We start from the raw sequence: 25,975 nt of genomic DNA, 5'->3' as shown, positions 1-25,975 counted from the left end.
GACCAGAGGAAAGATCAGATCGGCCGTGCCGGCCGGATGTCCGACCCGTGCGGGGCCGGAAGGGGGCCGGGCTGTCTCGCGGGGCGGGGGACGCCCTCACGTCGGCCGGACCATGTGTAACCACCGCCGGCCCGCCATCATTCCGGGGGCCCCGGGCCTGCCATCCGATCGGGGCGGCGTGACCTCGGCGGGCGTGGCCTGTGCTCGGTCGTACGCAGGGTGTAACGACCCCGCCCCGGCCACGATTCCGCCCCCACGATGCCCCCGGTCACACCCCCAACTCGGACATCCCATCATCCGGCGACCCGACGACCACAGACCGGGCCGCAGCGAGCGCGCCCGATTGGGCACGCACCATGCAACGAAAGCCCCCATCCGGACGCCGGGGCCTGAACCGGACGCCGCGCGCGGACGCCTCATCGGCGGCTGCGGGAGGCCTTGGCAGATGCGGGCCCCTGGCAGGGCCCGTTCCTTCCAAGATCCGCGGCCGGTCCACGGCGGGCCACGGGGTGGCGGCGATGAGGGGCCGGCCGGAGGCGCAGCGGACGGATTCGCGAGCAGGGACGTCGGCGACCGGTCACCGGTGGAACACCATGGGTGTTTCCCGGCCCCGGTGACACCCATGGTGTTCCACCGATGACCCCGGACGGCGGCGCGAGCTTGGGCTGAGAGGTGGTCTCGTGAACGGGGCAGCTCGACAGGGCCCCGGCTGATCCACGACGACGAGCACGCTGCGCCGGCTGTGGGTGGGACCGCGGTTCAGACCCGGGCGGCGGCGGGCATGGAAGCGACAGCGGTCCGGATTTGGACGGCGTTGGCACGGACGCGACAGCTGTCCGAATGCGGGGCGTCGTCGGCATGTGGACGCGACAGCGGACAGCATGCGGGGGGCGGCGTCGGCGGGGACGCGACCGGCCGGCCCCCGAGACGGGGACCGGCCGGTGGTCACGCGGGTGTCACCAGAGCTGGGAGACGATGTCCGCCGCCTGCTCCTCCCACTGCGCGTACGCGAAGGGGTAGGCCGAGACCTGCACCGTCTGCGCGGCGGAGGTCAGCGGCAGGTCCTGCCAGCCGCCCACGTTCTTGAGCGCGCTGAAGAACGCCTGCGAGGCGTACTCGGGGTCGGTGATCTGGTCGGGCGAACCCCAACCCGACGACGGACGCTGCTGGAACAGGCCCTGCGAGTCGTGGTCGTTGTACGCGCCCAGGTGGCCGAGGTTGTAGAGCTTCGACTCCTGGAGCGAGGTGGCGATCCCGATGACGGCGCCCCGCTCCCCCACGCCGGTCTCCTTGGCCTCCTCGATGATGGCCTTGGCGTTGGCGAGCTGCGCGTCGTCGAGCGGGATGCGCGACTGGGCGCCCTGCACGCCGTGCGGGACCAGCTCCTCGCGGCTGGGCTTGTCGGCGGACGGCTTGGTGGTGGTACCGCCCGTGGTCAGGGCCGACTCGTCGGCCGCGCCCGGCCTGCCCTTGCCGGTGGCCTGCTCGATCGCCGCCACGGCGCCCTCGTGGGGCGCGGTGGTGACCGGCGCGGCCACGGCCGTCGGCCCGAGGGCCAGGCCGCCGAGGGCGACGACTCCCACCGCGCTCAGCGCGATCCTGCGGTTCGAGTCCGTCGAGTCCTTCGCGATGGCCGGGAGCCATCGAGTGAAGTCGTACTTCACGATGGTTGCCCTTTCGGTCAGGCGAAGCGCTCCCTGGATGAGCACTCCTTCGGGGGAAACTTCCGCGCCGGACGGGGTTTCGGTTCCGGCGGTACGGGGGACACAACCAGCCCGCCCTGTCGGTCATTCCGGATATGAGCGGGTGCCGGTCGGCTGCGACCCGGGTCACTGGACACTCGTGACGGGCAGGCACGCGCGGTCACTATGGGGTCCGGTCGTCCTAGGTGGCGCGGGTGGGGGCGCCGAAGCGTACGAGGACGTGCCAGAGCTGCTTGAGGTGTTGGAGGGTGACCTCCGTCGGCCCACGGTCGGCCCAGCGGGACGGCTCCGTGATCACCGAGACCGCCGCGCGGCCGATCAGGGCGGCGTCGACCAGTTCGCCCGGCCGGGCGAACTCGGCGTGCACCCGGGCGGCCAGCGGCGGGATGGCCGGCCCCCGGAACTCCGCGTCGATCCGGTCGACGGGCAGCGCGAACCCGGCGTGCCAGCGCAGGGCGAAGCCGTGCCGCCGGGCGAGCGCGGCGAGCGTCGCCCCGGTCTCGGTGCCCCGGAAGGACGGGTCGACGACCATCGCCGCCACGTCCCGGGCGAGGCTCAGCTCGCCGTGGACCTGCGCCTCGATGTAGTCGTCGAGCGCGCGGCCCGCCGCGCCGGGGGCCCAGGCGGCGTCCTCGCGCCGGCGCAGCAGCGCCCGGGTCAGGGTCACCACGTCGCCCGGCACGCCGAGGCTGACCCCGGTGCCGTCGGTCGCGGCCAGCAGGGCCGCCAGCACCGGTTCGAAGACGTCCACGGTGCCCAGGTCGCGGGGCCCGAAGTGGCTGTCGCCGAAGCAGAACGTGGCCCGCGCCAGCACCTGCGGACGCAGCCGCAGGTGGCAGGAGCCGAACCGGGGGCACGCGCCGTCCGGGTGGTCGAGCAGGTTCAGGCCGCCGTACTTCGGCCGGTCGGCGGGGCGTACGCCGGCCGTCTGGTAGGCGCCGCCGAAGAGCGTCTCCTCCCAGCGGTCCCGGTCGCCGCCGGGGAAGGCCGTCAGGCCGCCGTTGGAGATGCCGGTCTCGAACTGGCTGCGGTAGACGCCCTCGGCGGTGAGGGCGTCGGCGACCGTACGCCCGTCGGCGAGCAGCCGGTCCGGGTGGAAGTTCAGGGTGAGCCGCCCGTTCGCGCCGACCGCAGCGATCAGGTGCTCCGGCCCGTGCGCGACGCCCGAGCCTGCGAGCGCCCGGGCGATGGCGGCCAGGGCGGCGGGACGCTCGCGCAGCGCCGCCTCGCGTACGTGCGCCAGGGCGGCGCGTTGGGCGGGGGTGAGTGCCGGCGCCGCGTGCGTCGCGGCCGGTTCGGTGGTGGGTCGCACGGCGACGAATCTCCCCCACGGACGGGTCGGCGCGCACCCCGTTTTCGGGTGTCGGCGGGCGACGCGACGCGGCTGCCGCCCGCCCTCGAAGGCCACCCGGAGGGTCGCCACCGGACGAGCGATCGTGACCCGGGCCACGGCCGTGGGTGGGTGGTGCCCGGCCCGTGCCGGGCCTGATGGGCGGCGGCGTTCACCCGGTGGGCCGGCACCGGGACCGGCGATTACAGTGGGGCCCGAAGCGGAAGGCGACGGATGACTGGTGGTGCGGTGGTCGAGCAGGTGCCCCACCGGTTGGTCGCCCGGTGCCGCCACCACCGGCGGCGGCGCGGGACCGGGTTCGCCGCCGCCCCGGGACAGCCGGCGTGACCGGGGCGCGGCACGCGCAGGCGGCGGGTGCCTTCGTGCACGAGGGGCTCTTCTACCACGATCGGGAGGGTCTGCTCGCGGGCACGGTGCCGTTCATCACCGACGGTCTCGCCGCCGGTGAGCCGGTGCTGGTCGCGATGCCCGGCGCGAACCTGCGGCTGGTCCGCGCCGCCGTCGGCCCCACGGACGCGGTGCGCTGGGCGGACATGTCGGAAGCCGGCCGGAACCCGGGACGGATCATCCCCTGGGTGTTGCAGGCGTTCATCGACCAGCACGCCGGCCGCCGCGCGCGGATCATCGGCGAGCCGATCTGGGCCGGGCGCAGCGCCACGGAGTATCCGGCGTGCGCCCAGCACGAGGCGCTGATCAACATGGCGTTCGCCGGCCGCGAGGCGACCATCCTCTGCCCGTACGACACCGCCGGGCTCGACGCCGACGTGCTGGCCGACGCGTACGCCACGCACCCGATCCTCGTCGACGACACCGGGCGACGGCCGAGTGCCCGGTACGCCCCGGCGGACGTGGTCGCCCGCTACAACGAGCCCCTGGCGAGCCCGACGGCGCCCGTTTCGGCGCTGGTCTACGAGGTCGACACGCTGTCCGCCGTGCGCCGGTTCGTGGCCGGGCACGGCGCGGCCGTGGGGCTGGACGAGGACCGGCTGGCCGATCTGCAGATCGCGGTGACCGAGCTGGCGACGAACAGCGTCGCGCACGCCGGCGGCACCGGCGTGCTGCGCGTGTGGCGTACCGCCGAGCACCTGGTCTGCGAGATCCGCGACGACGGCTGGCTGGCCGACCCGCTGGCCGGGCGACTGACCCCGGCCGCGAACGGCATCGGCGGCCGAGGGCTGGTGATCGTGCAGGCGCTGTGCGACCTGGTCCGCGTGCACACCACCGCCGCCGGGACGACCGTCCGGATGTACGTGCGGCACCCGGCGTGACCCTGCGCTCGACGGCGTCACCCCGGAGGGTGACCGGGAGTGCGTCGGCGGGACCGCACGCGGCGGCGCCGGCCGCGCAGCGGCCCCGGACAGTCGCTGAGCGGCTGCCGGGGCCGCTGCTGGCGGGGCGCGGGGGTCAGTGCCCGCGGGCCAGCCACTCGTCGAGGTGGGGAGCCTCCGCGCCGACGGTGGTGCTCTCCCCGTGCCCGGTGTGCACGACCGTCTCGGGCGGGAGCGTGAGCAGCCGGTCCCGGATCGAGGCGACGATCGTGCCGAAGTCGCTGTACGAGCGTCCCGTCGCCCCCGGCCCGCCGGCGAAGAGCGTGTCGCCGGTGAACACGACGCCGAGCTGCGGCGCGTGGAAGCTGCACGCGCCGGGGCTGTGGCCGGGCGTGTGCAGCACGGTCAGCGCGGTGCCGGCCACCTCGACGGTCTGCCCGTCGCGCAGCTCCCCGCCCGGCGCCTCGTCGGGGTGCACCATGTCCCACAGCACCCGGTCGGCGGGGTGCAGCAGCACCGGGGCGCCGGTGGCCCGGGCCAGCGCCGGGGCGACCCGGACGTGGTCGTCGTGCGCGTGGGTGGCGAGGATCGCCCGGACCCGCCGGTCGCCGACGGCGGCCAGGATCGCGTCGACGTCGTGCGGGGCGTCGACGACGACGCACTCGGCGTCGTCACCGACCACCCACACGTTGTTGTCCACGTCGAAGGTCTGACCGTCCAGGGAGAACGTGCCGGAGGTGACGGCGTGGTCGACGCGGGCCGCCATCAGAGGACCACCACCGAGCGCAGCACGTCGCCCCGGTGCATCCGGGCGAACGCCTCCTCGACCTGGTCCAGGGCGATCTCCTCGGTGACGAAGGCGTCCAGGTCGAGCCGGCCCTGCAGGTAGAGCTCGGTGAGCATGGGGAAGTCGCGGCTGGGCAGGCAGTCGCCGTACCAGCTCGACTTGAGCGCGCCGCCACGGCCGAAGACGTCGAGCAGCGGCACGTCGACGGTCATCTCCGGGGTCGGCACGCCGACCAGTACGACGGTGCCGGCCAGGTCGCGGGCGTAGAAGGCCTGCTTCCAGGTCTCGGGGCGGCCGACCGCGTCGATCACCACGTCGGCGCCGAAGCCGCCGGTGGCGGCGCGGATCGCCTCGACCGGGTCGTCGTCGCGGGCGTTGACGGTGTGCGTGGCCCCGAACTTGCGGGCCCAGTCGAGCTTGCGGGGGTCGGTGTCCACCGCGACGATCGTCGTCGCACCGGCCAGCACGGCGCCGGCCACCGCCGCGTCGCCGACGCCGCCGCAGCCGATCACGGCCACCGAGTCGCCCCGGGTGACCCCGCCGGTGTTCATGGCGGCTCCGAGACCGGCCATCACGCCGCAGCCGAGCAGTCCGACGGCAGCGGGCCGGGCCGCCGGGTCGACCTTGGTGCACTGACCGGCGTGGACCAGGGTCTTCTCCGCGAAGGCGCCGATGCCCAGCGCGGGCGTGAGCTCGGTGCCGTCGGTGAGGGTCATCTTCTGCGCCGCGTTGTGGGTGGCGAAGCAGTACCACGGGCGGCCCCGGCGGCAGGCCCGGCACTCCCCGCAGACGGCGCGCCAGTTGAGCACCACGAAGTCGCCCGGCGCGACGCCGTCGACGCCCGGCCCGACCTGCTCGACGACGCCGGCGGCCTCGTGGCCGAGCAGGAACGGGTAGTCGTCGTTGATGCCGCCCTCCCGGTAGTGCAGGTCGGTGTGGCAGACCCCGCAGGACTGGATCCGTACGATCGCCTCGCCCGGCCCCGGGTCGGGCAGCACGATGGTGGTCACCTCGACCGGCGCGCCCTTGCTGCGGGAGATGACTCCCCTGACCTCCTGGCTCACGCTTCCTCCTGCTCCACGCCGACGCGTCGCGCCGCCGTCCGTCGGTGCGCTGACGCGGCACCTCGATCACGTCCCTCGGGCCGAACCTACTCCCGATCGTCGCGGACGACCGGGGCCGTCGGGCGGTTATCGCGGGCGGCGAGGGGTAGGCGGGGGCACGGTTCGACGCTCGGACGGGAGTGCGCCATGAGGATCAGCCATCTGCCGCTGCGGGTCAGCATCGGCGCGTTCGTCCTCAACTCGGGGATGGGCAAGCGGTCGCTGGAGGGCGAGGCCGCGCAGGGCATGCACGGGATGGCCGTCGGCGCCGTCCCGCAGCTCGGCAAGCTCGATCCGGACCGGTTCGCCCGGCTGCTCTCCCGGGCCGAGATCGCCCTGGGCGCCGCGCTGCTCGCGCCGTTCGTCCCGTCGGCGCTGGCCGGTCTGGGGCTGGCCGCGTTCGGCGCGGGCCTCGTGCAGCTCTACCTGAGGACGCCGGGAATGCGCGAGGCGGGCAGCCTGCGGCCCACCCAGCAGGGCATCGGCCTGGCCAAGGACGTCTGGCTGCTCGGGGCCGGCCTGACCCTGGTGCTGGACGACCTCACCCACGGCCGCCGGCGGCGCTGAGGTCCCGCGCCGTCGGCCTTCTCCACCTCACGGGCCGCGACGCGCCGGAGACCACGCCCGCGCCGCAGCGCACGCCCGCCCCGGCAGTGCGGTGGGCGTCACGCGGCCGGTGTGGCGGGTCAGGTCGCCGTCACGGCGGGTGTCCGCGCGGCGAGCTCGCGGCGGGCCGCGTTGCGGTAGCGCAGCACCTGGACCGCGCCGAGCGCCCAGAGGACGTACTGCACGGCGAAGGCCCACCGGAAGGCGGCCAGGTCCGGGGTGGCCCGACCGGCCGGGGTGGCCAGGTCGAGCACCACGCCGACGGCCAGCACCAGCACGATCGAGGCGACGAAGCCGCCGACGTTGACGACCCCGGTGGCGCTGCCGATCCGGTTGACCGGGTTGAAGCTGCGCGCGTAGTCGAAGCCGATGAGGGAGGCCGGGCCGTTGACCGCGAGCACCAGCACCAGCGTGACCAGCAGCCAGCCCGGCGCGCGTCCCGGCCAGACCAGCACGACGGCCCAGACCACGGCGGTGGCGCCGGTGATCGCGAAGACCAGCACCGAGCGGTGGAACGGGTGCCGGGCGCAGAGGTGCGCGACCACCGGCCCGGTCAGCAGCATGGCGGCGGTCATCAGGGTGAGCAGCGACGCCGCCGTGGTCGGGCTGAGTCCCTGCCCCTGCACCAGGAACGGGTACCCCCAGAGCAGGGCGAACACGGCGCCGGAGAACTGGGTGACGAAGTGCGTCCAGAGCCCCAGCCGGGTGCCCGGCTGGGCCCACGCGGCGGCGAGTTCCCGGCGGACGTCGGTGAGGGTGGGCGCCGCGCCGGCCGGGACCGGCCCGCCCGGGGTGTCCCGGACGGCGACGACGACCATCAGCAGCACGGTCGCCCCGACCGCCCCGGCGGTGAGGAAGGCGGGGGTCCAGCCCGCCGAGTGCAGCAGAGCCACCAGCGGTACGGCGCCGAGGATCGCCCCGAGCTGGCCGAGCGTGCCGGTGAGCTGGGTCATCATCGCGTAGCGCCGCCCCGGGAACCACAGCGCCACGATGCGCAGCACGCTGATGAACGTCATGGCGTCGCCCAGCCCGATCAGCACGCGGGCGGCGATCGCCAGGGGCACGTCGGTGGCCACGGCGAAGCAGAGCTGGCCGGCGACCATCAGCGCGCCGCCGGCGATGAGCAGCCGGCGGGACCCGAAGCGGTCGAGCAGCACGCCGACCGGCACCTGCATCGCCGCGTACACGGCGAGCTGGGCGACGGAGAAGGTGGCCAGCGCCGAGGCGTTGACCTCGAAGCGGTGTGCCGCGTCGACGCCGGTGACGCCGAGCGAGCTGCGGTGGAACACGGCGGCCACGTACGCGGACACGGCCACGCCCCAGACGAGACCGCCCGCCGAGCGGAGCGGGGCGAGCGGCGCGGTCAGCACCCTCACCGCAGGGTGCGCAGCACGGCCGCCGCGTTGTCGATGTGCGCGGCGACGGCGGCGAGCCAGCGCCCGGGGTCGTCGGAGTCGAGGGCAGCGAGCTGGTCGGCGTGCTCGGTCAGCGCCGTCTCGGCCCAGCCGGGCGAGAGCCGGAAGCTGGCCTCCCCCATCCGCAGCTGCCGGTCGCGCAGCCGCTGGTACAGCTCGGCGAGGATCTCGTTGCCGGCGGCGTCCACGACGGTGGCGTGGAACGCCCGGTCGGCCTGCATCAGCGCGGCCAGGTCGCCGGCGGCGTGCGCGTCGCGCATCTCGGCCAGCCGGGCCGCGAGGTCGCCCCGCAGCGCCGCGCGCCGGGGCCAGACCCGCTCGGCGGCGTGCAGCTCGACCAGCCGCCGCGCCTCGATCACGTCGGTGATCTCGCGGGCGGAGACCGGGCGGATCAGGGCGCCCCGCTTGGGATAGAGCCGGACCAGTCCCTCCGCCTCCAGGCGGAGCAGCGCCTCCCGGACCGGGGTGCGGGAGACCCCGGTGGCCTCGGCGATCTCCCCCTCGCTGACCAGCGACCCGCCCGGGTGGATCTGCTCCAGGATCTCGCGCTTGAGGTGCCGGTAGGCGCGTTCGGCGGCCGAGGGCGCGACCGTCCGGCCCGACGGGGAGGGATGCGTCATGTATCTATGGTGGGCCCCGCCTCCGCCCCGCGCCCCGCGCCCCCGCCGGGGGTGGCGCGGGCCACCATCAGCGCGGGTGGAGCGTCAGCAGCCCGTCACCGTCGACGGCGAACCTGCGCGCGAACGGTGGGCCGAAGCCGCCGAGCAGCCCCGCCAGCCAGCCGGCCTCGTCGGGCGCGGCCCGCTCCAGCCGCATCCGGCGCATCCGTACCGGGGCGGCCCGCAGGCGCCGCAGCGCCCCGGTGGCCGCGTCGAGGGTCGGCAGCCAGAGCAGCCGCAGCTCCGGGCGGTACGCCTCCCGCCCGCCGATGCCCTCGTAGTCGTCGACCAGGTCGCCGCAGCCGTAGAGGATGAGCCGGTCGCGGTACACCTCGACGGGGCGGGCATGGTGCGACGAGTGGCCGTGCACCACGTCCACGCCGGCGTCGACCAGCCGGTGGGCGAAGTCGACGTGCGCGGGCGGCACCTCGTACCCCCAGTTGGTGCCCCAGTGCACGGAGACCAGCACCCGGTCCCCCGGCTCGGCCACGGCGGCGATCCGTCCGGCCAGCGCGTCCGCCGAGGCGACCGAGACCTCCGGCAGGTACGCCACCCCGGGCGACCCGGCGGTGGCTGCCCAGGGCGGGGGCACCCCGCTGGACGGTACGGCCACCGACCAGACGAGCAGCCGGCCGCCCTGACCGAGCGGCACCCGGGCGGGTCGCCAGGCCGACGCCGCGTCCCGGCCGGCGCCGGCGGTGGCGATGCCGGCGTCGGCCAGCGCGTCGAGGGTGTCGGTGAGCCCGACCGGGCCGAAGTCGAGGCTGTGGTTGTTGGCCAGGGCGCAGACGTCGAGCCGGGCCGCGGCGAGGCAGGACAGGTTCCCCGGGTGCATCCGGTAGTGGATCGCCTTGGCCGGTGCGTGCTCGCCACGGCCGGTCACCGCGGTCTCCAGGTTGACCACGCGGGCGTCGGGCCGCAGCTCGTCGAGCAGGTCCAGCGCCTCGCCCCACGGCCAGGCCGGCGGCGCCGGGCGCGGGACCGGCCCGTTGGCGACCCGGGCGAGGTCGACGTAGTCGCGGGCGTCGCGTACCGCCGGTTCGCGCAGCTCGGGCGGGCCCGGCGCGGGCAGGATCGCGTCCACGCCCCGGCCGGTCATCACGTCGCCGCCGAGGAAGAGGGTCAGCTCGGGCACCCGGCCCGCTTTCCCCGTCGCGCCGCCGGCTCACCTGCCGGCGGCGTCTGCGCCGGCCTCGGCCCAGAAGTCGACGAGCAGGCGGTGGAACTCCTCGGCGCACTCGATCTGCGGCATGTGCCCGCAGTCGGCGAACAGGTGGGTGCGGGCGCGCGGCAGCCGGGACCGGGCGGCGTCGAGGTGCGCCGCCGGCAGGATCAGGTCCCGGTCGCCCCAGACGACCAGGGTGGGCACGTCGAGCCGTTCCACCTCGGCCAGCAGGTCCTCGCGCCACTGCGGGCTGACGCCCCGGAAGGTGCCGAGGCTGCGCGCGGTCTCCAGCATCACCCGGGCGGCGTACGGCTGGCGGGCGACCGCCAGGGCGTGAGCGACGCGCTCGGCGGTGGCGAGGGCCGGGTCGTGGAAGAGCGACAGCTCGGCGCGGCGGGCGGCCCAGCGGGTGGGCCGCAGCAGCAGCCGGCCCAGCGGGCGCAGCGCCAGCAGCCGCAGCGCGATGGTCACCTCCCGGCCGAATCCGGCGCTGTTGACCAGCGTCAGGCTGGCCACCCGGGCCGGCTCGGACGCCGCGAGGCGCATGGCGACCGCGCCGCCGAGCGAGTTGCCGACCACGTGCGCCGGCTCCTCGACGCCGACGGCGTCGAGGTAGTGGGCGGCGAACTCACCCAGCGCCGGCAGGGTGCAGGGGCGGGCCATCGGCAGGGAACCGCCGTAGCCGGGCAGGTCGACGCTGTGCACCCGGAACCGCCCGGCGAGCAGTTCGTGCAGCTCGGTGAAGTCGCGCAGGGTGCGGCCGATGCCGTGCAGCAGCAGCACCGGCGGTCCGTCGCCGTCGACGCGGTGGCACACCCGCCGGCCGTCCACGCTCACGTGCCGGCGTCCGACCGGGGCGCTCACGCGGGCTTCCCGGCCGGGTCGGCCGGCGGGGCCGCCTCGGGCTGCGGCTGCGCCGGGGCGGGCGACCCGGTGGTGAGCCGGCGGGTGGCGTCGCCCGCGACGCGGTCGAGCGCGAAGGCCAGGACCCGCTGGTACGACACGGGTGCCACCCGGGCCAGCAGGTCGGGCAGCTTCGCCGACCAGCCGATCAGCACCCGGCCCCGGCGGCGGTGCACGCCGCGCAGGATCACCTCGGCGGCCCGGGCGGGGTCGATGGTCAGCAGCTTCTCGAACTGCCGGCGGCCGGTCTCGAACTCCTCGGCGGGCACGCCGGCGCCCACCCGGGCGTTCTGCGCGATCCGGGTACGGATGCCGCCCGGATGCACGCAGGTCACCCCGATCCCCTCGCCGGCCAGCTCCTGGCGCAGCGCCTCGGTGAAGCCGCGGACGGCGAACTTGCTGGCCGAGTAGGCGGTCTGCCCGGCCGGGGCGATGATCCCGAAGAGGCTGGAGACGTTGACCAGGTGCGCGCCCGGCTCGACCCGCAGGGTGGGCAGCAGCGCGTGGGTCAGCTGCGCCACGGCCCGGAAGTTGACGTCGACGACCCAGCTGAACTCGTCCAGGCTGACCTGGTCGAACCGGCCGCCCAGCGCCACCCCCGCGTTGTTGACCAGCAGCCGCAGCGCCGGGTGCCGCCGGCGGATCTCCTCGGCCACCCGGGCGGTCGCGGCGGCGTCGGCCAGGTCGACCACGTAGGCGGTGAGCTGCCGGTCGGGGTGCGCGGCGCGGACCGCCGCGACGACGGCGTCGAGGCGCCCGGCGTCGCGGTCGACCAGCACCAGGTCGCTGCCCCGGCGGGCCAGCCCGTGCACGAGGGCCTCGCCGATCCCGCTGGCGGCGCCGGTCACCACGGCCGTGCCGCCGGTGAAGACGAACCTACGCACGGACGGTCCTCCGTTCCGGTGTGCCGGCGCGGGAGAACCGCACGCCGGGGTCGGTGAGCCGGCCGTGCCGCATCAGCAGGACGTCCCGGGGATAGTTCTGGTGCAGCCGCCACGGCGCCCGGGCGCCCTGCTTGGGCAGGGCGTCGACGCTGCGCAGCACGTAGCCGGCCGTCAGGTCGATGATCGGCTCCAGCGCGCCGTCCGGCGGCGGCAGCGGGGTGACGACCTGCTGGCCGGTGCGGTCCAGGTGCCGCAGCAGCCGGCAGACGTAGGTGGCCACCAGGTCGGCCTTCAGCGTCCACGAGGCGTTGGTGTAGCCGAGGGTCATCGCGAAGTTCGGCACCCCGGAGAGCATCATCCCCTTGTAGGCGACGGTGTCGGGCAGCGCCACCTGCACGCCGTCCACGGTCAGCGTCATGCCACCGAGGGCGAGCAGGTTGAGCCCGGTGGCGGTGACGACGACGTCCGCGGCCAGCTCCTCGCCGGAGCCGAGCCGCACGCCCCGCTCGGTGAAGGTGTCGACGTTGTCGGTCACCACCGACGCCCTGCCCCGCGCCACCGCGGTGAACAGGTCGCCGTCGGGCACCACGCACAGCCGCTGGTCCCAGGGGTCGTAGCGGGGCGAGAAGTGCCGGTCGACGTCGTAGCCGGCCGGCAGCCGGCCCCGGGCGGCGCGCAGCAGCAACCGCCGGACCAACGCGGGCGCCCGCCGGCTGAGCTGGAAGTTGGCGGTGGAGAGCAGGACGTTCTTCCAGCGCACCACCGGATACGCGGCCTTCGCGGGCAGCCAGCGCCGCAGCGCGTCGGCCAGCACGTCGCGCGACGGCAGCGCCAGGACGTACGTGGGTGAGCGCTGGAGCATGGTGACGTGGGCGGCCCGCTCGGCCATCGCCGGCACCAGGGTCACGGCGGTGGCGCCGCTGCCGATCACCACCACCCGCTTGCCGGTGTGGTCGAGGTCGGCGGGCCAGTGCTGCGGGTGCACGATCCGCCCCGCGAACCGTTCGGTGCCGGGGAACCTCGGGGCGTACCCGGCGTCGTAGCGGTAGTAGCCGGCGCAGGTGAACAGGAAGGCACAGGTCAGCGCGACCGTCTCGCCGGTGTCGTCGCGCTGGGCGTGCACCGTCCAGCGGGCGCTTGCGCTGTCCCAGTCGGCCCGCAGCACCCGGTGCCGGAAGCGGATGTGGTCGGTGACGCCGTACTCGTCGGCGGTGCGGCGGACGTAGTCGCGGATCGAGTCGCCGTCGGCGATGGCCTTTGGGTCGGTCCACGGCTTGAAGGAGTAGCCGAGGGTGAACATGTCGGAGTCCGACCGGACGCCGGGATAACGGAACAGGTCCCAGGTGCCGCCGATCGCGTCGCGGGACTCCAGCACCGCGTACGTCTTCTCGGGGCAGTTGCGGCGCAGGTGGCAGGCGGCGCCCACGCCGGACAGGCCGGCGCCGACGATGAGCACGTCGACGTGTTCGGTGACCATCTCGTCTCCGTCCGCGGGTGTGACCGGACACTAGCCACGGGTGTCGAGGCTCGTCAACACCCTGTCGAGTTTGATCGACACAGTGTTGATCCGGTGTAGAGTCACCGGGCATGACACCCGCCCGTACGGCCACCGCGAACGCGACCGGGCGCGGACGGCGCGCGGCGCGCTCCGTCGGCGACGAGCGGGAGCTGGCCATCCTGGCGACCGCCGAGCGGCTGCTGGGGCAGCGGGCCTTCGCCGACATCTCCATCGACGACCTGGCGCGCGGGGCGGGCATCTCCCGGCCCACCTTCTACTTCTACTTCCCGGCCAAGGACGCGGTGCTACTGACGCTGCTGGACCGGGTCATCGAGGAGGCCGACGCCGCCGCCGGGAACGTGCTGGAGCGGCTGGCCGAGGACCCGCCGGCGCGCTGGCGGGAGCTGATCGACCGGTTCCACGAGACGTTCGGGGCGCACCGCGCGGTGGTGCTGGCCTGCGCCCAGGTGCGCGGCACCAACGCCGAGGTGCGCCGGCTCTGGGCGAGGGTGCTGGAGCGCTGGGTGCATGCGATCGAGACCGCGATCGTGGCCGAGCGGCGGCGCGGGGCGGCCCCTGACGGCGTGCCGGCCCGCGACCTCGCCATCGCGCTGAACTCGATGAACGAGCGCGTCTGGTACGCCACCTTCGCCGGCGACGGGCCGGCGGTGGCCGAGCGCGACGTGGTCGACGTGCTGCGCGACGTGTGGCTGGCCGCGATCTACCGCGACACCGCTCCCCCGCCGGCCTGACCGCGCCGGGCGGCAAGGTGTACCGGCACGACCTCGAGGTCGTGCCCCCACCCACGCGCCCGGCTACCGTTGGTCGTTCCCGACGGCGACCCACCCGGCCTTCCGTCCCCCTGGAGGAGACTTGCGCCCGACCAGCACCCCGTTCTCCGCCGAACTGCGGGCCGCCAGCGCCGAGGCCCACCAGGGCGCGGAGTCCCAGCGGTACGTCTCCGCCCTGGTGGCCGGCGAGCTGGACCGCGCCGGCTACGCCGCGCTGGTGGTGCAGCACCACGTGATCTACGAGGCGCTGGAGGGTGCCGCCGAGGCGATGCGCCACGACCCGCTCGCCGGCCCGTTCGTCGACGACGCGCTGACCCGGCTGCCCGCCCTCGCCGCGGACCTGGAGTTCCTGCTCGGGCCCGACTGGCGCCGACGGATCGACCCGACCCCGGCGACGGTCGCCTACGCCGGGCGCCTCGGCGCGGTCTGCGCCAGCTCACCGGAACGGTTCGTCGCCCACCACTACACCCGCTACCTCGGCGACCTCTCCGGCGGCCTGCACATCGGACGGTCCCTCGCCCGGCACTACGGGCTGACCGGGGACGCCGGGGCGGCGTTCTACCGGTTCGACCGGATCCCCAGTCCGAAGGCGTACAAGGACGCCTACCGGGCCAGGCTGGACGCCCTCCCGCTCGACGAGGTGGGTCGGGCCGCGCTGCGGGCCGAGGTGCTCGTCGCGTACCGGCACAACACCGAGGTCCTCGCCGCCCTGTCCCACCTCATGCCGGCCACGGACGCGGAGGTGGCCGCGTGACCGCCCCGTTCGGCGCCGACGTGGTCGCCGCCGTCTGCCGGCACATGGACGACGACCACGCCGGGGACTCGCTGCTCATCTGCCGCACGCTCGGCGGGCAGCCGGCAGCCACCCGGGCCCGGGCCACCGGCCTGGACGCCGAGGGGATGGAGTTCGCCGTGACCGTGGACGACATCGAGGTCCCGGTGCGGGTGCCGTTCGCCCACCGGCTGACCGAACGCGCCCAGATCCGGCAGGAGGTGGTGCGGATGTACCGGGAGGCGTGCCAGCGGTCCGGTCTCCCACCGCGCCCGGCCGGCTGACCGGCGGTCGCGCCGGCACGGCGCAAACGCCACGTCCGATCGCCGCCAGCGCCGGCCGGCCGGTTCCCGGATAGTCGGCTCCGGCGGCGCGACGCGCGGTCGCGCCCTCGGTGGAAGGTGGACGGATGCACGTCGTGCCCGGTCTGAAGGTGCTCTACTTCGGCACCCCGGTGGTGCTGGTCACCTCCCGCAACCCCGACGGCACGGCGAATCTCGCGCCGATGTCGTCGGCGTGGTGGCTGGGCCGGCAGGCGATGCTCGGGCTCGGCGACAGCGGCCGGACGACGTCGAACCTGCTGCGCGAGGGCGAGTGCGTGCTCAACCTGCCCTCCTCGGCGATGGTCGACGCGGTCGACCGGATCGCGCTGACCACCGGCCGCCCGGACGTGCCGGAGCAGAAGGCACGCCAGGGCTACCGCTACGAGCCGGACAAGTTCACCCTGGCCGGGCTGACCGCCCAGCCGTCGGCGCTGGTCGGGGCGCCCCGGGTCGCGGAGTGCCCGATCCAACTGGAGTGCCGGGTGGTCGCGGCCCACCCGTTGGCGGGAGACGACGTGCGGGCCACCGCCTTCCAGGTCGAGGTGCTGCGCGCGTACGTCGAGCAGGACCTGGTCATCCCCGGGACGAGCCACGTGGACCCGCTGCGCTGGGATCCGTTGATCATGAAGTTCTGCGAGTTCTTCGGCGGCGGGCACCACGTGCACCCGTCCCGGCTCGCGGAGGGCTGGCAGATGCCCCACCGGCTCGGCGCGGCGTCGCGCTGACCGGCGGGCGGTGTGGCCGATCACGCGGCACTCCACAGGGGATGGTGGTGGGGCGCCGGTCGTCGCCGGATTGTGCGACCCTGGGATCGACTGCCCGGGTCACCGGAGGTGATGGCGACGTTACGACTGTGCGAACTCGTCGCCGTGCCCGGCGCCGCCGCGGTGACCCTCGACGTCGCCGCCGGCGCCACGGCCGCCCTGGTCGCCGCCCCGCCGATCGGCACCGCCGTCGCCCGGGTGGTCAGCGGGTTGGCCGCGCCGGTCGCCGGCCGGGTCCTGGTCGGCGACCGGGAGGTGACCGCCCTGCCGCCGCCGCAGCGCCGCATCGCCTACGTGCCGGCCGGCGGCGCACTGCTGCCCCACCTGACCGTGCGCCGCAACATCGCCTACGGCCAGCGCCGGCGGGAACGGGTGCGGGAGATGGCCGACGCGTGGACGGCGAAGGTGGTCGACCGGCTGGAGCTGGCCCCGACGCTGGAGCTGCGACCGCACCTGCTGTCGGAGGCGCAGCGGTTCCGGGTGGCGCTCGCCCGGGCGGTGGCCTGCCTGCCCGAGGTGCTGGTGATCAACCTGCCGACCGGACCTGCCGGCGGTGGGCGGCTGACCGACCTGGTCGGCAGGCTCACCCCGGCGAACACCCCGGGGGTGGCGGTGCTGGTGTGCACGGCCGACCCGGGCTCGCTGGCCGACGTGCCGGTCGTCGCCGAGGTGGGCCGGTGACGCCGGCGGGCCGGGCCGCGCCAGCGGCGCGCCTGAGCCGCCGTACCCTGCTGCGGGCCACCGCCGCGCTCACCGCGACCGCCGGCGCGGGCTGCGCCGCCACGCCGCCGGCGGTCCAGGTCGCGGTCGTGTGGAGCGGCGGCGAGCTGGCCCGTTTCCGCGAGGTCGTGGGCAACTACGGCGCCGACGTGCAGGTGATCAGCGCCGGCAACGACATCGACGCGTTCCTGCGCGCCCGCCAACTGGCCGGCACCAGCCCCGACGTGGCGATCCTGCCCCGGTCGGGGCTGGTCGTCGAGTACGCCCGGCGCGGCTGGCTGCGCGAGCTGACCCCCGCCACCAGCTACGCCCTCCCGCCCGGCATGGCCGACCTGCTCTCCGCCGACGGGCGCCGCTACGGCGTCTGGGTCAAGGCGGCCCACAAGTCGCTGTTCTGGTACTTCCCGTCGATGCTCCCCGCACCGCCGCGCACCTGGGACCAGCTCGTGACGCTCACCCGGCGGCTCGGCGCGCGGGCCCGGTCGGGCGACGGTCCGGCGCCGCTGGCCGTCGGCGCGGCCGACGGGTGGGTGCTCACCGACTGGTTCGAGAACGTGCTCGCCGACGTGGCCCCGCCCGGCCACTACGAGGCGCTGGCGCGCGGCGAGGCCGACTGGCGGAGCCCGTCGGTGCACACGGCGCTGGACCGGCTCGCCGAGCTGTGGGGCGTCGACGGCGCGTTCCCCGGCGGCGGTCGCCGGGCCCTGCTCACCCAGTACGAGGAGTCGGTGATCCAGGTGGTGCACCACCGGCGGGCGACGATGCTCTTCGAAGCCGACTTCGTCGACGACGTCAGCCGCCGGTTCCGCCGGGGCCCGGAGCAGTCGGAGACCTTCCGCTTCCCGGGCGCCCGGGTGGCCGACGGCCCGCTGATCGTCGGCGGTGACGCCGCCGTGGCGTTCGCCGGCTCGGCCCGTGGGGCGGAGCTGGTGCGCTGGCTCAGCGGCGGCTCCGCCTTCCAGCCGTGGCTGCGCGCCGGCGGCTACCTCTCCCCGAACGTGTCCGTACCGCTGGACGACTACCGCGATCCCGTCCGCCGCCGCCTCGCCGCCGAGCTACGCACGGCCGAGGCGGTGCGCTTCGACCTCTCCGACCGATTGCCGGGCCCGTTCACCGGCTCCGACGGGGTGGGCATCTGGCGGATCATGCAGGACTTCTTCGCCGACGTCACCGACGGGGTCCCCGCCGGCAGGGCGACCCGCCGGGCCGTCGGGCAACTGGCGGCGGCGGCCCGGTCGGCCGGCGGCGGCCGATGAGCCGGGTCCTGGGCGAGCTGGCGGTCCTCGACGACGTCGGGCCGCCCCGGCGCGGGCGGGCCTACCCTGCGGCGGGGGCCACCTCGGCGCTGCTGCTGCCCGCCCTGCTGCTGCTCGGCGGGCTGGTGGCGTGGCCCGTGCTGCGTACGCTGCACGCCAGCGTCACCACCGACGGCCGGTGGGTGGGCGCGGAGCACTTCCGCACCGCGCTGGCCGCGCCCGGCACCGGCGCCGTGGTGGGACGCACGCTGCTCTGGGCGCTGCTGGTGCCGGCGGTGGTCACCGTCCTGGGCTACCTGCTCGCCGCCGCCTCGCGCCGCTCGCAGGAGGGCGGGCTGGTCCGCCTCATCCTGGTGGTGCCCACCGCGCTGCCGCTGGTGGTCACCGGGGTCACCTTCCGGCTGATGTACGACCCGGACCCGGAACGCGGCCTGGCCACGCTGGTCGCGGCGACGCTGACCGGCCGGCCGGCGGCCGACGCCCCGCAACTGCTCGGCCCCGGGCTGGTCACGGTGGCGCTGATGTCGGCGTTCGTGTGGGCGTGGGTCGGGCTGGCCGTGCTGGTGTTCCGGGCCGCCCTCGACGCGGTGCCGCCCAGCCTCGCCGACGCGGTGCGCGCCTACGGCGGCAACCGCCGCGACGTGCTCTGGGACGCGCAGTGGCGGCCACTGCTGCTGCGCACCGTGGCGGTGGTGTTCACCCTGGCGGCGCTCGGCACCGCCCGGACGTTCGACCTGATCCTGGTGATGACGCCGGGCTCGGTGCGCGACGAGGCGTCGGTACTCGCGCTGCGGGTCTGGCAGACCTCCAACGGCGCCACCACCGGCGAGGGCGCCGCGCTCGGCGTGGTGTGGCTGGTGGCGGTGGCCGCCGGCATGCTGGTCGCCGCGCTGTTCGTGCGGCAGGCGTGGCCGCCGCCCCGGGACCCGGTGCCCGTCGCGCCCGAACCGTTGGCGCCCGCGCCACGCCGGACGACCCGGCTGCTGATGGCGGGCGCGGCGGTCGCCTGGCTGGTGCCGCTCGGGGTGCTGCTCGCCACCTCGCTGCACTCGACGGTGGACGCGGCGGCCCGGGGCTGGTGGTGGAGCCCGCCCGGCCTCGACTCCTACCGGGACCTGCTGACCGGCGCGGAGCTGTGGCGCACGCTGGGCTTCACGCTGGTGCTGGCGACCGTGGTCACCGCCGTGGTGCTGGGCGTCGCGCTGCTCGCCGCGTACCCGCTGGCCTGGCTGACCGGGCCACCCGCCCAGGCCACCGGACTGCTGCTGATGGCCGCCAGCATCGTGCCGGTGCAGGTGATCGCCGGGCCGGTCAACGAGGTGCTCGGCGTGGCGCTCTCCTCCGGCACGGCGCGTGGCCTGGCGCTGGTGCACGTCGCGCTGGGCGTGCCGTTCGCCGTGTTGGTGCTGCGCAACGCGTTCGCGGATTTGCCCGCCGAGCAGGTGCGGGCGGCCCGGGTGGGCGGGCGGCACTGGTGGGGCACCCTGCGGCTGCTCGCCCGGCACAACCGCCCGGCTGTGGTGGCGGTCGCGGTGCTGGAGTTCGTGCAGGTGTGGAACGACCTGGTGGTGGGTCTGCTGTTCAGCGGTCCGGGCGCGCTGCCGCTGGGGCTGTTCCTCGCCGGCCAGACCCGGGGCTTCGCGGCCAACAGCGGGGCGCTCGCCGCCGGCTCGGTCATCGCCTCCATCCTGCCGGTGCTGCTGGTGGTGCTGGCCCGCCGCCAGCTCGTCGCCGGCCTGGTCGCCGGGGGCGTGCGGTGACGGGGCCCGGACCGGCCCGCCGCTCGCGGCGGCCCCGGCGGCTGAGCCTGCTGCTCGCGATCGGCGGCGTGGTCGGCGGCACGGTCAGCGCGGTGCTCGGCAACGTCACCGGCAACCTGCTCTCCGAGCTGTCCGTCGCCCAGCTCGGCTCGGCGAGCGCCGGGGTGATCGTGCTCGGCCTCGCCGCCGCGATGATCGTGGAATGGCGCCGCCAGCGGCAGCAGGCCGCGACGCCGGACGACACCGAACCGCCGCCCGTCGCCGGCGCGCCCACCCTGCCGTGGCCGGCCGGGTTCACCGGGCGGGCCGGGCACGTCGACGCGATCATCGACCTGCTGGAGAAGGAGCACGCGGTCGCGGTGGTCGGCCGGCGGGCCGTCGGCACGTCGGCCTGCGCGATCCAGGCCGCCAACCTGTGCCGGGACGACTTCCCGGACGGCCAGTACTACCTGGACCTGCGCCGGGGCGGCCGGCGGCACGACGCCCGGCAGGTGCTGACCGCGCTGGCCCGGATCCTCGGCACCCGGCCGCCGGCGTCGGGACGCGCCGACGACCTCGCCGACGCCGTCGACGAGCTGAGCGGCCAGCTCGACGGCCGGGCGGTCCTCGTGGTGCTGGACAACGTGGACGACCCGGCCCAGGTCCGCCCGCTGCTGCCGCCGACCGCGCGGACGTGCCGCCTGCTGCTGGCCGGCACGGGAGCGCTGGCCGCGGTGGACGGGGTGGTGGCGCACGGGCTCGCCGAGCCGGACGCCGACGACGCCGTCGAGCTGTTCGCCGCCGCCGGCGCCGCCGCACCCGTCGCCCGGCCGCACCGCCCGGACCCGCGCACCGACCCGGCGGTACGCGACCTCGTCGAACTCTGCGGGCGGCAGCCCCGCACGGTCGCGGAGCTCGGCCGGCGTACGGCGCAGCACGGGTGGCGGCACACCGACGTGCTCGACGCGCTGCGCCGCGCCGTCGACACGCCCCCGCACCAGCACGTCGCCGCCTCCCCGGCGACCCTGTTGGTGACCGCGCGGGACACCGCGTACCACGCGCTGGGCGGCGAGGCAGGACGGTTGTGGCGGCTGATGTCGCTCAGCCCGGTGCCGCTGGACCGGCCGACGATCGGGGCGCTGGCCGGCCGCCGCCCGGACCGGGTGGCCGCCCTGCTGCACGAGCTGGCCGCCGGTGGGTTCGTCACCGGCGCGCCCGGTGACCGCTACGAGGTGCGCCCGCTGCTGGCCCCGTACGCCCGCATGCACCTACGCGACGCGGAGCCGGCGCGGCGGCGGGTCGCCGCGCAGGCCCGGCTCACCCGGCACCTGGCCCGGCGGGCCGAGCGGCACGCCGCGAGCCTCGCCGTGGTCGGCTCGCCGCCGGACCGGGAGCCGACGCTGGCGCTGGACGACGACCCGTACGGCTGGTTCGACCTGCACCAGGAGCTGCTGCTGGCCGTGGTCAGGGTGCCGGCGGGCGCGGCGGAGACCCTGCCGCGCCGGGTTCGCCGCTGGTGGTTCCGCCTGGCGGTGGCCCTGTGCGGCTGGCTCGCGCACGCCGAGCGCCTCGACGAGTGGGCGGAGGTCTGCCGCACGGTGCTCGCCACGCCCACGGCCGACGACCGGCCGGAGATCGCCGGCTGGGCGCACAACGAACTGGGGGTGCTGCGCCGCCGCCGGGGCGACCCGCAGGCAGCGGCGACGGCGCTCAGCCTGGCGGTGGCGGAGCGGGGCCGGCGCGGCACCGCCCAGGCGCGGATGAACCTGGGCCTGGTGCTGCTGGACCTGGGGCAGTTCGACGACGCGGTGGAGCACCTGGAGCTGTCGCGGCGGCACCGCTCCGCGGCGGACCGGGCCGGGCACGCGCTGACCGATCTGGGCCTGGGCGCCGCCCGGCTGGCCCGGGGGGAGCTGGATGTCGCCCACGGCCACCTGGTCCGCGCGGCGAACGCCTTCCGCGCGCTCGGCGACGCCCGGGGCTACGCGGCGGCGCTGACCAACCTGGTGCTGGTGCACGCCGGGCTCGGCGAACACCTCGACGCGGCGCAGTCGTGGCGGGCGGCGCTGCGGGAGTACGAGTCCGTGGCCGATCCGACCAACCGGGCCGCCGCGCTGCTCAACGCGGGTGCCGCGCTGTTGTCCACCACCCCGGCCCAGGCGCGGCAGGCGTACGAGTTGCTGGCGGAGAGCCTGCGGCTGCGCGACGGGCGGCCGACGGCCGGCCTGGGGCGGACCCTGCTGCACCTGGGCGACGCGGCGGCGGCCCTCGACGACGCCGACGAGGCCCGGCGGCACTGGGCGGACGCGGCGGGCGTGTGCGAGGAGGCGGGGGACGTCGACGGTCAGGCGGCGGCCGACGCACGCCTGGTGGGCAGCGACGCGCCGGCCTGAGCGGGGTCCCCCGCCGAGGGCCCCGCCCACGTGTGGTCGGCGGGCTCAGCCGTCCAGCCGGCGCACCATGTTCATGATCGTCTCCAGTTGGGCGCCGCCCTTGATCGGGTAGTTGGTCGCGCCCAGGTAGCCCCACCAGTCCCAGCAGCCGTTCGGGTTCGTGGCGGCGGTGCCGGCCTGCGGATAGAGCACGATCAGGTTGTTGGTGTCGGCGTACTGGTTGAGGTTCGCCCGGTCCACGAAGGCGGTGCCGACCGCGCCGTGGCCCTGCAGGCAGCCGTGCAGGGCGACGAGCAGCCGGCACGACTGTCCGGCGGCGCAGGACGCCGGCACGTAGGCGAAACCGTCGGCGCCCATGCTCAGCCCGGGAGCCCAGCCGTTGACGGCGTACGTGTGCTGGCTGAACCGGATCAGGGTGCCGCCCAGCGGGCCGGTGTTCGGCGCCCGCACGCTGCCGAGGAGCTTGCTCAGCAGGGCGCTCTGCGGGTCGGTGCCGCAGTTGTCGAGGAACGGCGAGGCGGTGGCGGTGCACCCCAGGGTCCCGTACGGGGTGACCCAGGCGTGGCCGGCCGGGGAGCCGCTGTCGTACTGCACGCTGGCACCGAAGTGCTGGTAGTACCGGACCAGGTCGTCGGTGACGGACTTCTTGACGACGGTGTCGTTGGTGCCGTGGAAGACGTACACGGGATCGCCGGACAGGTTGCCCACCGGGTCGACCCAGCCGTAGGAGGCCCACGTCCGGGTGTACGCCTGGAGGGCGGACACGTTCGTCGGGTACACGTTGTCGCCGCAGCCGCCGAGCGCCTGGGCGACGTTGTTCTGCGCGCAGTAGTACGGCCCCGCGGCGAAGACCGCCGCGCCCCGGATCCGGGACGAGTAGGCGACGTGCAGCTGGGTGGCCAGGTAGCCACCGGAGGAGACGCCGGCGACGTACACGCCGGAGACGTTGTGGGGGCGCAGGGTCCCGGCGACCGGGGCCTTGGTGGCCGGGGTGGCGGCCTGGGCGGGGGCCGCGGTCGTGAGGACGAGCAGCAGGGCGGTGACGAGGGCGGCGGTGGCCTTCAGCGGTGCGGTCATGGCGCTCTCCTGTCCGGGAGCGGCGGCGGTGGTGCCGGCGTGCGCAGACGCTAACGTGACGCAGTGCACAGTGGACATGAGTGCCGTCGACACCTCGGGCGACGCCGGAATGTCCGAGACCGACACAGGGGCCGCCCCGCCCGGCGCTCAGGTGGTGCCACCGCCCGGCTGCGGTCCGCTGCGCGCGGGGTCGCCAGCGGCGACCCTCACTCGGCGCGCCACACGGCCTCGCGGGGCGGGCCGGGCTCGGCCCAGCACAGCCCGCCCTTCGCCGCCACGCCCGGCAGCCCCTCGACCATGCGGCTGATGTCCACGAGCGACGCCAGCGACACCACGACGTCGTTGCGCAGGTCCGCCACCGCCGTCTCGAGGTCGTCCTCCTCCGCCGCCCAGTCGATGTCCGCGGCCCGCAGGTCGGCCACCGCGTGGTCGGTGAGCACCTGTGGGTCGGTCACGGCCACCGTGAGCCGGCAGTACACGTTGAGGGTGAGCGGTTCCGGGGCGCCGACGTCGGTCATGCCCTCAGCATGACCGACTCGGAAGGATCGGGACCAGCCGCTTTCACTTAGGACTTGACCTAAGCGTCTGGCGTGAGCATACTTAGGTCCATGCCTAAGCAATTGGGCGGCGGGACCGGAAGCGACGACGGGACGCTGGACGGCGTGTTCCACGCGCTGTCGGACCCGACCCGCCGCCGGGTCGTCGAGCTGCTCGGCCGAGGGCCCGCGACAACCAGCGAGCTCGCTCGTCCGTTTGACATGGCACTGCCGTCGTTCACCCAGCACCTGGGCGTCCTCGAGCGCGCCGGCCTGGTGACGTCGGAGAAGAAGGGGCGCGTGCGGACCTACCGGCTCGCCCCCCAGCCGCTCGAACACGTCGACACCTGGCTCGCCGGTCAGCGCGCGACATGGTCCCGGCGCCTCGACCAGCTCGACTCGTTTCTCCACGACCTCAAGGAGCAGCAGACATGACCGCCTACCCGAGCGTGAACCCGAATCTCGACCTCGTCCTGGAGCGCACCGTCGACGTCGCGCCCGAGCTGGTCTGGAAGGCCTGGACCACACCCGAGCTGATCGTGCAGTGGTTCGCCCCGCGGCCCTGGTCGACCTCGTCCTGCGAGATCGACCTCCAGCCCGGCGGCAGGTTCAACACGGTGATGCGCTCGCCCGAGGGCGAGGAGTACCCGAGCACCGGCTGCATCCTGGTCGTCGAGGAGGGCTCGACGCTGATCTTCACCTCGGGGCTGGGCCCCGGCTTCCGCCCCCAGGTGGTCAGCGACGATTTCCCGTTCACCGCGATCATCAAGCTCGAGCCCACCGGCAACGGCACGAAGTACACGGCCACGGCGATCCACGCCGACGCCGCGGCGAAGAAGTCGCACGAGGAGATGGGCTTCGCCGAGGGCTGGAGCGCCGCGCTGGACCAGCTGGTCGAGGTCGTCAAGGGCCTGTGACGGACGCGGCGACGGGATGCCCCCGCCGTGCGGACCGGCCGGCTGATTCCGCGTCCCGTCGCCCCCCGCCGGGGCCGGCCGCGCGAACCGCCAGGCGGTGACCCACAGCGACGGCGGCCGTCAGATGTTGGCGGAGTCGGCCGGCACGCCGGCCGGCAGGGCGGGTGCGCCGGCCAGCGGGGACTCCGTGCGGCAGGACGACCCCACGGTGTAGGCGGTCATCGACAGCGACCCGTACGCGTACCCGTCCACCAGCACCTCCGCGCCGTTGCCGGCGGCGCCGGCCAGGCCGGCGAGGTAGAGCAGCGGGATGAAGTGGTCCGGCGTCGGTACGGCCCGGCCGAAGTCACGGTGGGCGTCCAGCGTGGCCGCCTCGGTCGGCTCGCCGAGCATGACGTCCTTCGCCGCCTCGTCGAACCGCCGCGCCCAGTCGAAGCCCTCGTCGACCATGCGCGGGTCCACCCCCCGCAGGTTGTGCACCACGTTGCCGCTGGTCACGACGAGCACCCCGCGCTCGCGCAACGGGGCGAGCCGCGCGCCCAGGTCCAGGTGGTAGTCCAGGTCCTTGAACGCGTTGATGCTCAACTGGACGACCGGGACGTCCGCGTCGGGAAACGCGTGGGTGAGCACCGACCAGGTGCCGTGGTCGATCCCCCACGAGTCGACGTCCGCCCCGACCCAGGTGGGGTGGACCACGTCGGCGATCTCCTCCGCCAGCTCCGGCAGGCCCGGCGCCGGGTAACTGACGTCGAACAGCTCCGGCGGGAAGCCGTAGAAGTCGTGGATCGTCCTCGGCCGGGGCATCGCGGTGACGGCGGTGGCGCCGATGTACCAGTGGGCCGACACGACCAGGATCGCCCGGGGCCGCGGGACCGCCCGCCCGAAGGCGCGCCACGCCTGCGTGTAACGGTTGAGTTCCAGCGCGTTCATCGGGCTGCCGTGGCCGATGAACGCGGCCGGCATCACCGCCGGGACGGTCTCACTGCTCATGCTGCTCTCCCCGGGTCACGGTGATGCGAGCGTAACCGTTGTCGCGGGGAGCGGCCCGGTCAACGCCGGCCGCGACCGGTTGTCACCGGTCGCGGCCGGCGATCGCCGTCAGTCGGACACCTCGCGCCAGGCGGGGTGATTGCCACGCCATGCACCGGCGAGGATGACCGCGGACGTCCGGCCAGGGCATTCCTGCACCCGGGAGCGGCCGGACTCGCCGCCGATTCGTACCTGTACGTCCCAACGCTGCCCATCGGTGCGGATGTACACGTCCCGACGCCCGCGTTGCGACGTGTCACCGTTCCACCAGTGTTCTTCGACCCTCACCCAGCGACCGTATAGCAGTTGGTCCGCA

26 protein-coding genes are annotated in these 25,975 nt (G+C 75.3%); 12 read left to right on the top strand and 14 right to left on the bottom strand.

Annotated elements, in window-relative coordinates; genetic code table 11:
- Positions 1-956 precede the first annotated feature (956 nt).
- Together ACPXCB_RS26780 and ACPXCB_RS26775 are read right to left on the bottom strand one after the other, a co-directional pair.
- Entirely contained in the window at positions 957-1,664 is a 708-nt protein-coding gene (locus ACPXCB_RS26780) for a hypothetical protein (RefSeq protein WP_425878485.1), read from the bottom strand.
- Between the two features lie 220 nt (positions 1,665-1,884).
- Positions 1,885-3,015, bottom strand: coding sequence for a DUF3626 domain-containing protein (locus ACPXCB_RS26775; RefSeq protein ID WP_425878483.1), 1,131 nt, complete (start codon positions 3,013-3,015; stop codon positions 1,885-1,887).
- 362 nt (positions 3,016-3,377) lie between these two features.
- On the opposite strand from ACPXCB_RS26775, the gene ACPXCB_RS26770 reads away from it, so the two are divergent.
- The gene (locus tag ACPXCB_RS26770) at positions 3,378-4,322 is read left to right on the top strand and encodes an anti-sigma factor RsbA family regulatory protein (RefSeq protein ID WP_425878481.1); all 945 of its coding nucleotides are present in this window, start codon (positions 3,378-3,380) and stop codon (positions 4,320-4,322) included.
- A 136-nt stretch (positions 4,323-4,458) separates the two neighbouring features.
- Here ACPXCB_RS26770 and ACPXCB_RS26765 read toward each other — a convergent pair whose 3' ends face one another.
- Together ACPXCB_RS26765 and ACPXCB_RS26760 are read right to left on the bottom strand one after the other, a co-directional pair.
- On the bottom strand, positions 4,459-5,088 hold the full coding sequence (locus ACPXCB_RS26765) for an MBL fold metallo-hydrolase (protein ID WP_132239708.1): 630 nt from the start codon (positions 5,086-5,088) through the stop codon (positions 4,459-4,461).
- A complete protein-coding gene (locus ACPXCB_RS26760; protein ID WP_425878479.1) occupies positions 5,088-6,173 on the bottom strand; it encodes an S-(hydroxymethyl)mycothiol dehydrogenase in 1,086 nt (361 codons plus the stop codon). The genes ACPXCB_RS26765 and ACPXCB_RS26760 overlap by 1 nt, the downstream gene beginning before the upstream one ends.
- Before the next feature lie 186 nt (positions 6,174-6,359).
- Here ACPXCB_RS26760 and ACPXCB_RS26755 point away from each other — a divergent pair, with 186 nt between their 5' ends.
- Positions 6,360-6,779, top strand: a complete 420-nt coding sequence (locus ACPXCB_RS26755) for a hypothetical protein (RefSeq protein WP_151453683.1) — start codon at positions 6,360-6,362, stop codon at positions 6,777-6,779.
- A gap of 119 nt (positions 6,780-6,898) precedes the next feature.
- Here the strand turns inward: ACPXCB_RS26755 and ACPXCB_RS26750 are convergent, their stop codons facing one another.
- The 6 genes from ACPXCB_RS26750 to ACPXCB_RS26725 form a co-directional block, all read right to left on the bottom strand.
- A complete protein-coding gene (locus ACPXCB_RS26750; protein WP_425878478.1) occupies positions 6,899-8,188 on the bottom strand; it encodes an MFS transporter in 1,290 nt (429 codons plus the stop codon).
- A 2-nt stretch (positions 8,189-8,190) separates the two neighbouring features.
- Entirely contained in the window at positions 8,191-8,853 is a 663-nt protein-coding gene (locus ACPXCB_RS26745) for a GntR family transcriptional regulator (protein ID WP_425878477.1), read from the bottom strand.
- 67 nt (positions 8,854-8,920) lie between these two features.
- Entirely contained in the window at positions 8,921-10,027 is a 1,107-nt protein-coding gene (locus ACPXCB_RS26740) for a CapA family protein (RefSeq protein WP_425878475.1), read from the bottom strand.
- Positions 10,028-10,057: 30 nt separating this feature from the next.
- Positions 10,058-10,921 carry an alpha/beta fold hydrolase gene (locus ACPXCB_RS26735; protein ID WP_425878473.1) on the bottom strand — a complete coding sequence of 288 codons (864 nt, stop codon included), beginning with the start codon at positions 10,919-10,921 and terminating at the stop codon, positions 10,058-10,060.
- Positions 10,918-11,844 (bottom strand): SDR family NAD(P)-dependent oxidoreductase, encoded by a 927-nt coding sequence (locus ACPXCB_RS26730; protein ID WP_425878471.1) that lies wholly within the window; start codon positions 11,842-11,844, stop codon positions 10,918-10,920. Before ACPXCB_RS26730 ends, ACPXCB_RS26735 begins: the two co-directional genes overlap by 4 nt.
- Complete coding sequence (locus tag ACPXCB_RS26725; protein ID WP_425878469.1) at positions 11,837-13,321, bottom strand: flavin-containing monooxygenase; 1,485 nt, start codon at positions 13,319-13,321, stop codon at positions 11,837-11,839. Before ACPXCB_RS26725 ends, ACPXCB_RS26730 begins: the two co-directional genes overlap by 8 nt.
- Before the next feature lie 110 nt (positions 13,322-13,431).
- Between ACPXCB_RS26725 and ACPXCB_RS26720 the strand changes: the two genes are divergently transcribed.
- From ACPXCB_RS26720 to ACPXCB_RS26685, 8 genes are all read left to right on the top strand, one after another.
- Entirely contained in the window at positions 13,432-14,094 is a 663-nt protein-coding gene (locus tag ACPXCB_RS26720; protein WP_425878467.1) for a TetR/AcrR family transcriptional regulator, read from the top strand.
- Positions 14,095-14,215: 121 nt separating this feature from the next.
- Entirely contained in the window at positions 14,216-14,887 is a 672-nt protein-coding gene (locus ACPXCB_RS26715) for a heme oxygenase (biliverdin-producing) (RefSeq protein ID WP_425878466.1), read from the top strand.
- The gene (locus tag ACPXCB_RS26710) at positions 14,884-15,189 is read left to right on the top strand and encodes a DUF2470 domain-containing protein (protein WP_425878464.1); all 306 of its coding nucleotides are present in this window, start codon (positions 14,884-14,886) and stop codon (positions 15,187-15,189) included. The genes ACPXCB_RS26715 and ACPXCB_RS26710 overlap by 4 nt, the downstream gene beginning before the upstream one ends.
- Before the next feature lie 125 nt (positions 15,190-15,314).
- The gene (locus ACPXCB_RS26705) at positions 15,315-15,953 is read left to right on the top strand and encodes a flavin reductase family protein (protein ID WP_132239687.1); all 639 of its coding nucleotides are present in this window, start codon (positions 15,315-15,317) and stop codon (positions 15,951-15,953) included.
- 111 nt (positions 15,954-16,064) lie between these two features.
- Positions 16,065-16,673 (top strand): ATP-binding cassette domain-containing protein, encoded by a 609-nt coding sequence (locus ACPXCB_RS26700; protein ID WP_425878462.1) that lies wholly within the window; start codon positions 16,065-16,067, stop codon positions 16,671-16,673.
- A complete protein-coding gene (locus ACPXCB_RS26695; RefSeq protein WP_425878460.1) occupies positions 16,670-17,968 on the top strand; it encodes an extracellular solute-binding protein in 1,299 nt (432 codons plus the stop codon). The genes ACPXCB_RS26700 and ACPXCB_RS26695 overlap by 4 nt, the downstream gene beginning before the upstream one ends.
- Positions 17,965-19,728 (top strand): ABC transporter permease subunit, encoded by a 1,764-nt coding sequence (locus tag ACPXCB_RS26690; RefSeq protein ID WP_425878458.1) that lies wholly within the window; start codon positions 17,965-17,967, stop codon positions 19,726-19,728. Before ACPXCB_RS26695 ends, ACPXCB_RS26690 begins: the two co-directional genes overlap by 4 nt.
- On the top strand, positions 19,725-22,100 hold the full coding sequence (locus ACPXCB_RS26685; RefSeq protein ID WP_425878457.1) for a hypothetical protein: 2,376 nt from the start codon (positions 19,725-19,727) through the stop codon (positions 22,098-22,100). The genes ACPXCB_RS26690 and ACPXCB_RS26685 overlap by 4 nt, the downstream gene beginning before the upstream one ends.
- A gap of 45 nt (positions 22,101-22,145) precedes the next feature.
- On the opposite strand, the gene ACPXCB_RS26680 is transcribed toward ACPXCB_RS26685, so the two are convergent.
- Both ACPXCB_RS26680 and ACPXCB_RS26675 read right to left on the bottom strand, forming a co-directional pair.
- Positions 22,146-23,177, bottom strand: a complete 1,032-nt coding sequence (locus ACPXCB_RS26680) for an extracellular catalytic domain type 2 short-chain-length polyhydroxyalkanoate depolymerase (RefSeq protein ID WP_425878455.1) — start codon at positions 23,175-23,177, stop codon at positions 22,146-22,148.
- A gap of 206 nt (positions 23,178-23,383) precedes the next feature.
- Complete coding sequence (locus ACPXCB_RS26675; RefSeq protein ID WP_151453671.1) at positions 23,384-23,695, bottom strand: hypothetical protein; 312 nt, start codon at positions 23,693-23,695, stop codon at positions 23,384-23,386.
- 90 nt (positions 23,696-23,785) lie between these two features.
- On the opposite strand from ACPXCB_RS26675, the gene ACPXCB_RS26670 reads away from it, so the two are divergent.
- Together ACPXCB_RS26670 and ACPXCB_RS26665 are read left to right on the top strand one after the other, a co-directional pair.
- Positions 23,786-24,148 carry an ArsR/SmtB family transcription factor gene (locus ACPXCB_RS26670; protein ID WP_425878453.1) on the top strand — a complete coding sequence of 121 codons (363 nt, stop codon included), beginning with the start codon at positions 23,786-23,788 and terminating at the stop codon, positions 24,146-24,148.
- Entirely contained in the window at positions 24,145-24,630 is a 486-nt protein-coding gene (locus ACPXCB_RS26665) for an SRPBCC family protein (protein WP_425878451.1), read from the top strand. Before ACPXCB_RS26670 ends, ACPXCB_RS26665 begins: the two co-directional genes overlap by 4 nt.
- Positions 24,631-24,750: 120 nt before the next feature.
- Here ACPXCB_RS26665 and ygiD read toward each other — a convergent pair whose 3' ends face one another.
- Together ygiD and ACPXCB_RS26655 are read right to left on the bottom strand one after the other, a co-directional pair.
- A complete protein-coding gene (gene ygiD / locus ACPXCB_RS26660) occupies positions 24,751-25,620 on the bottom strand; it encodes a 4,5-DOPA dioxygenase extradiol (RefSeq protein ID WP_425878449.1) in 870 nt (289 codons plus the stop codon).
- A 108-nt stretch (positions 25,621-25,728) separates the two neighbouring features.
- Positions 25,729-25,947: a hypothetical protein gene (locus tag ACPXCB_RS26655; RefSeq protein ID WP_089000245.1), complete on the bottom strand. Its 219-nt coding sequence runs from the start codon at positions 25,945-25,947 to the stop codon at positions 25,729-25,731.
- Positions 25,948-25,975: the final 28 nt, after the last annotated feature.

Source organism: Micromonospora sp. DT62, from assembly GCF_049847285.1.
GTDB classification, from domain to species: Bacteria; Actinomycetota; Actinomycetes; order Mycobacteriales; family Micromonosporaceae; genus Micromonospora; species Micromonospora reichwaldensis.
The sequence above is the reverse complement of the archived record's forward strand: the minus strand, read 5'-3'. Positions and strand labels throughout refer to the sequence as shown.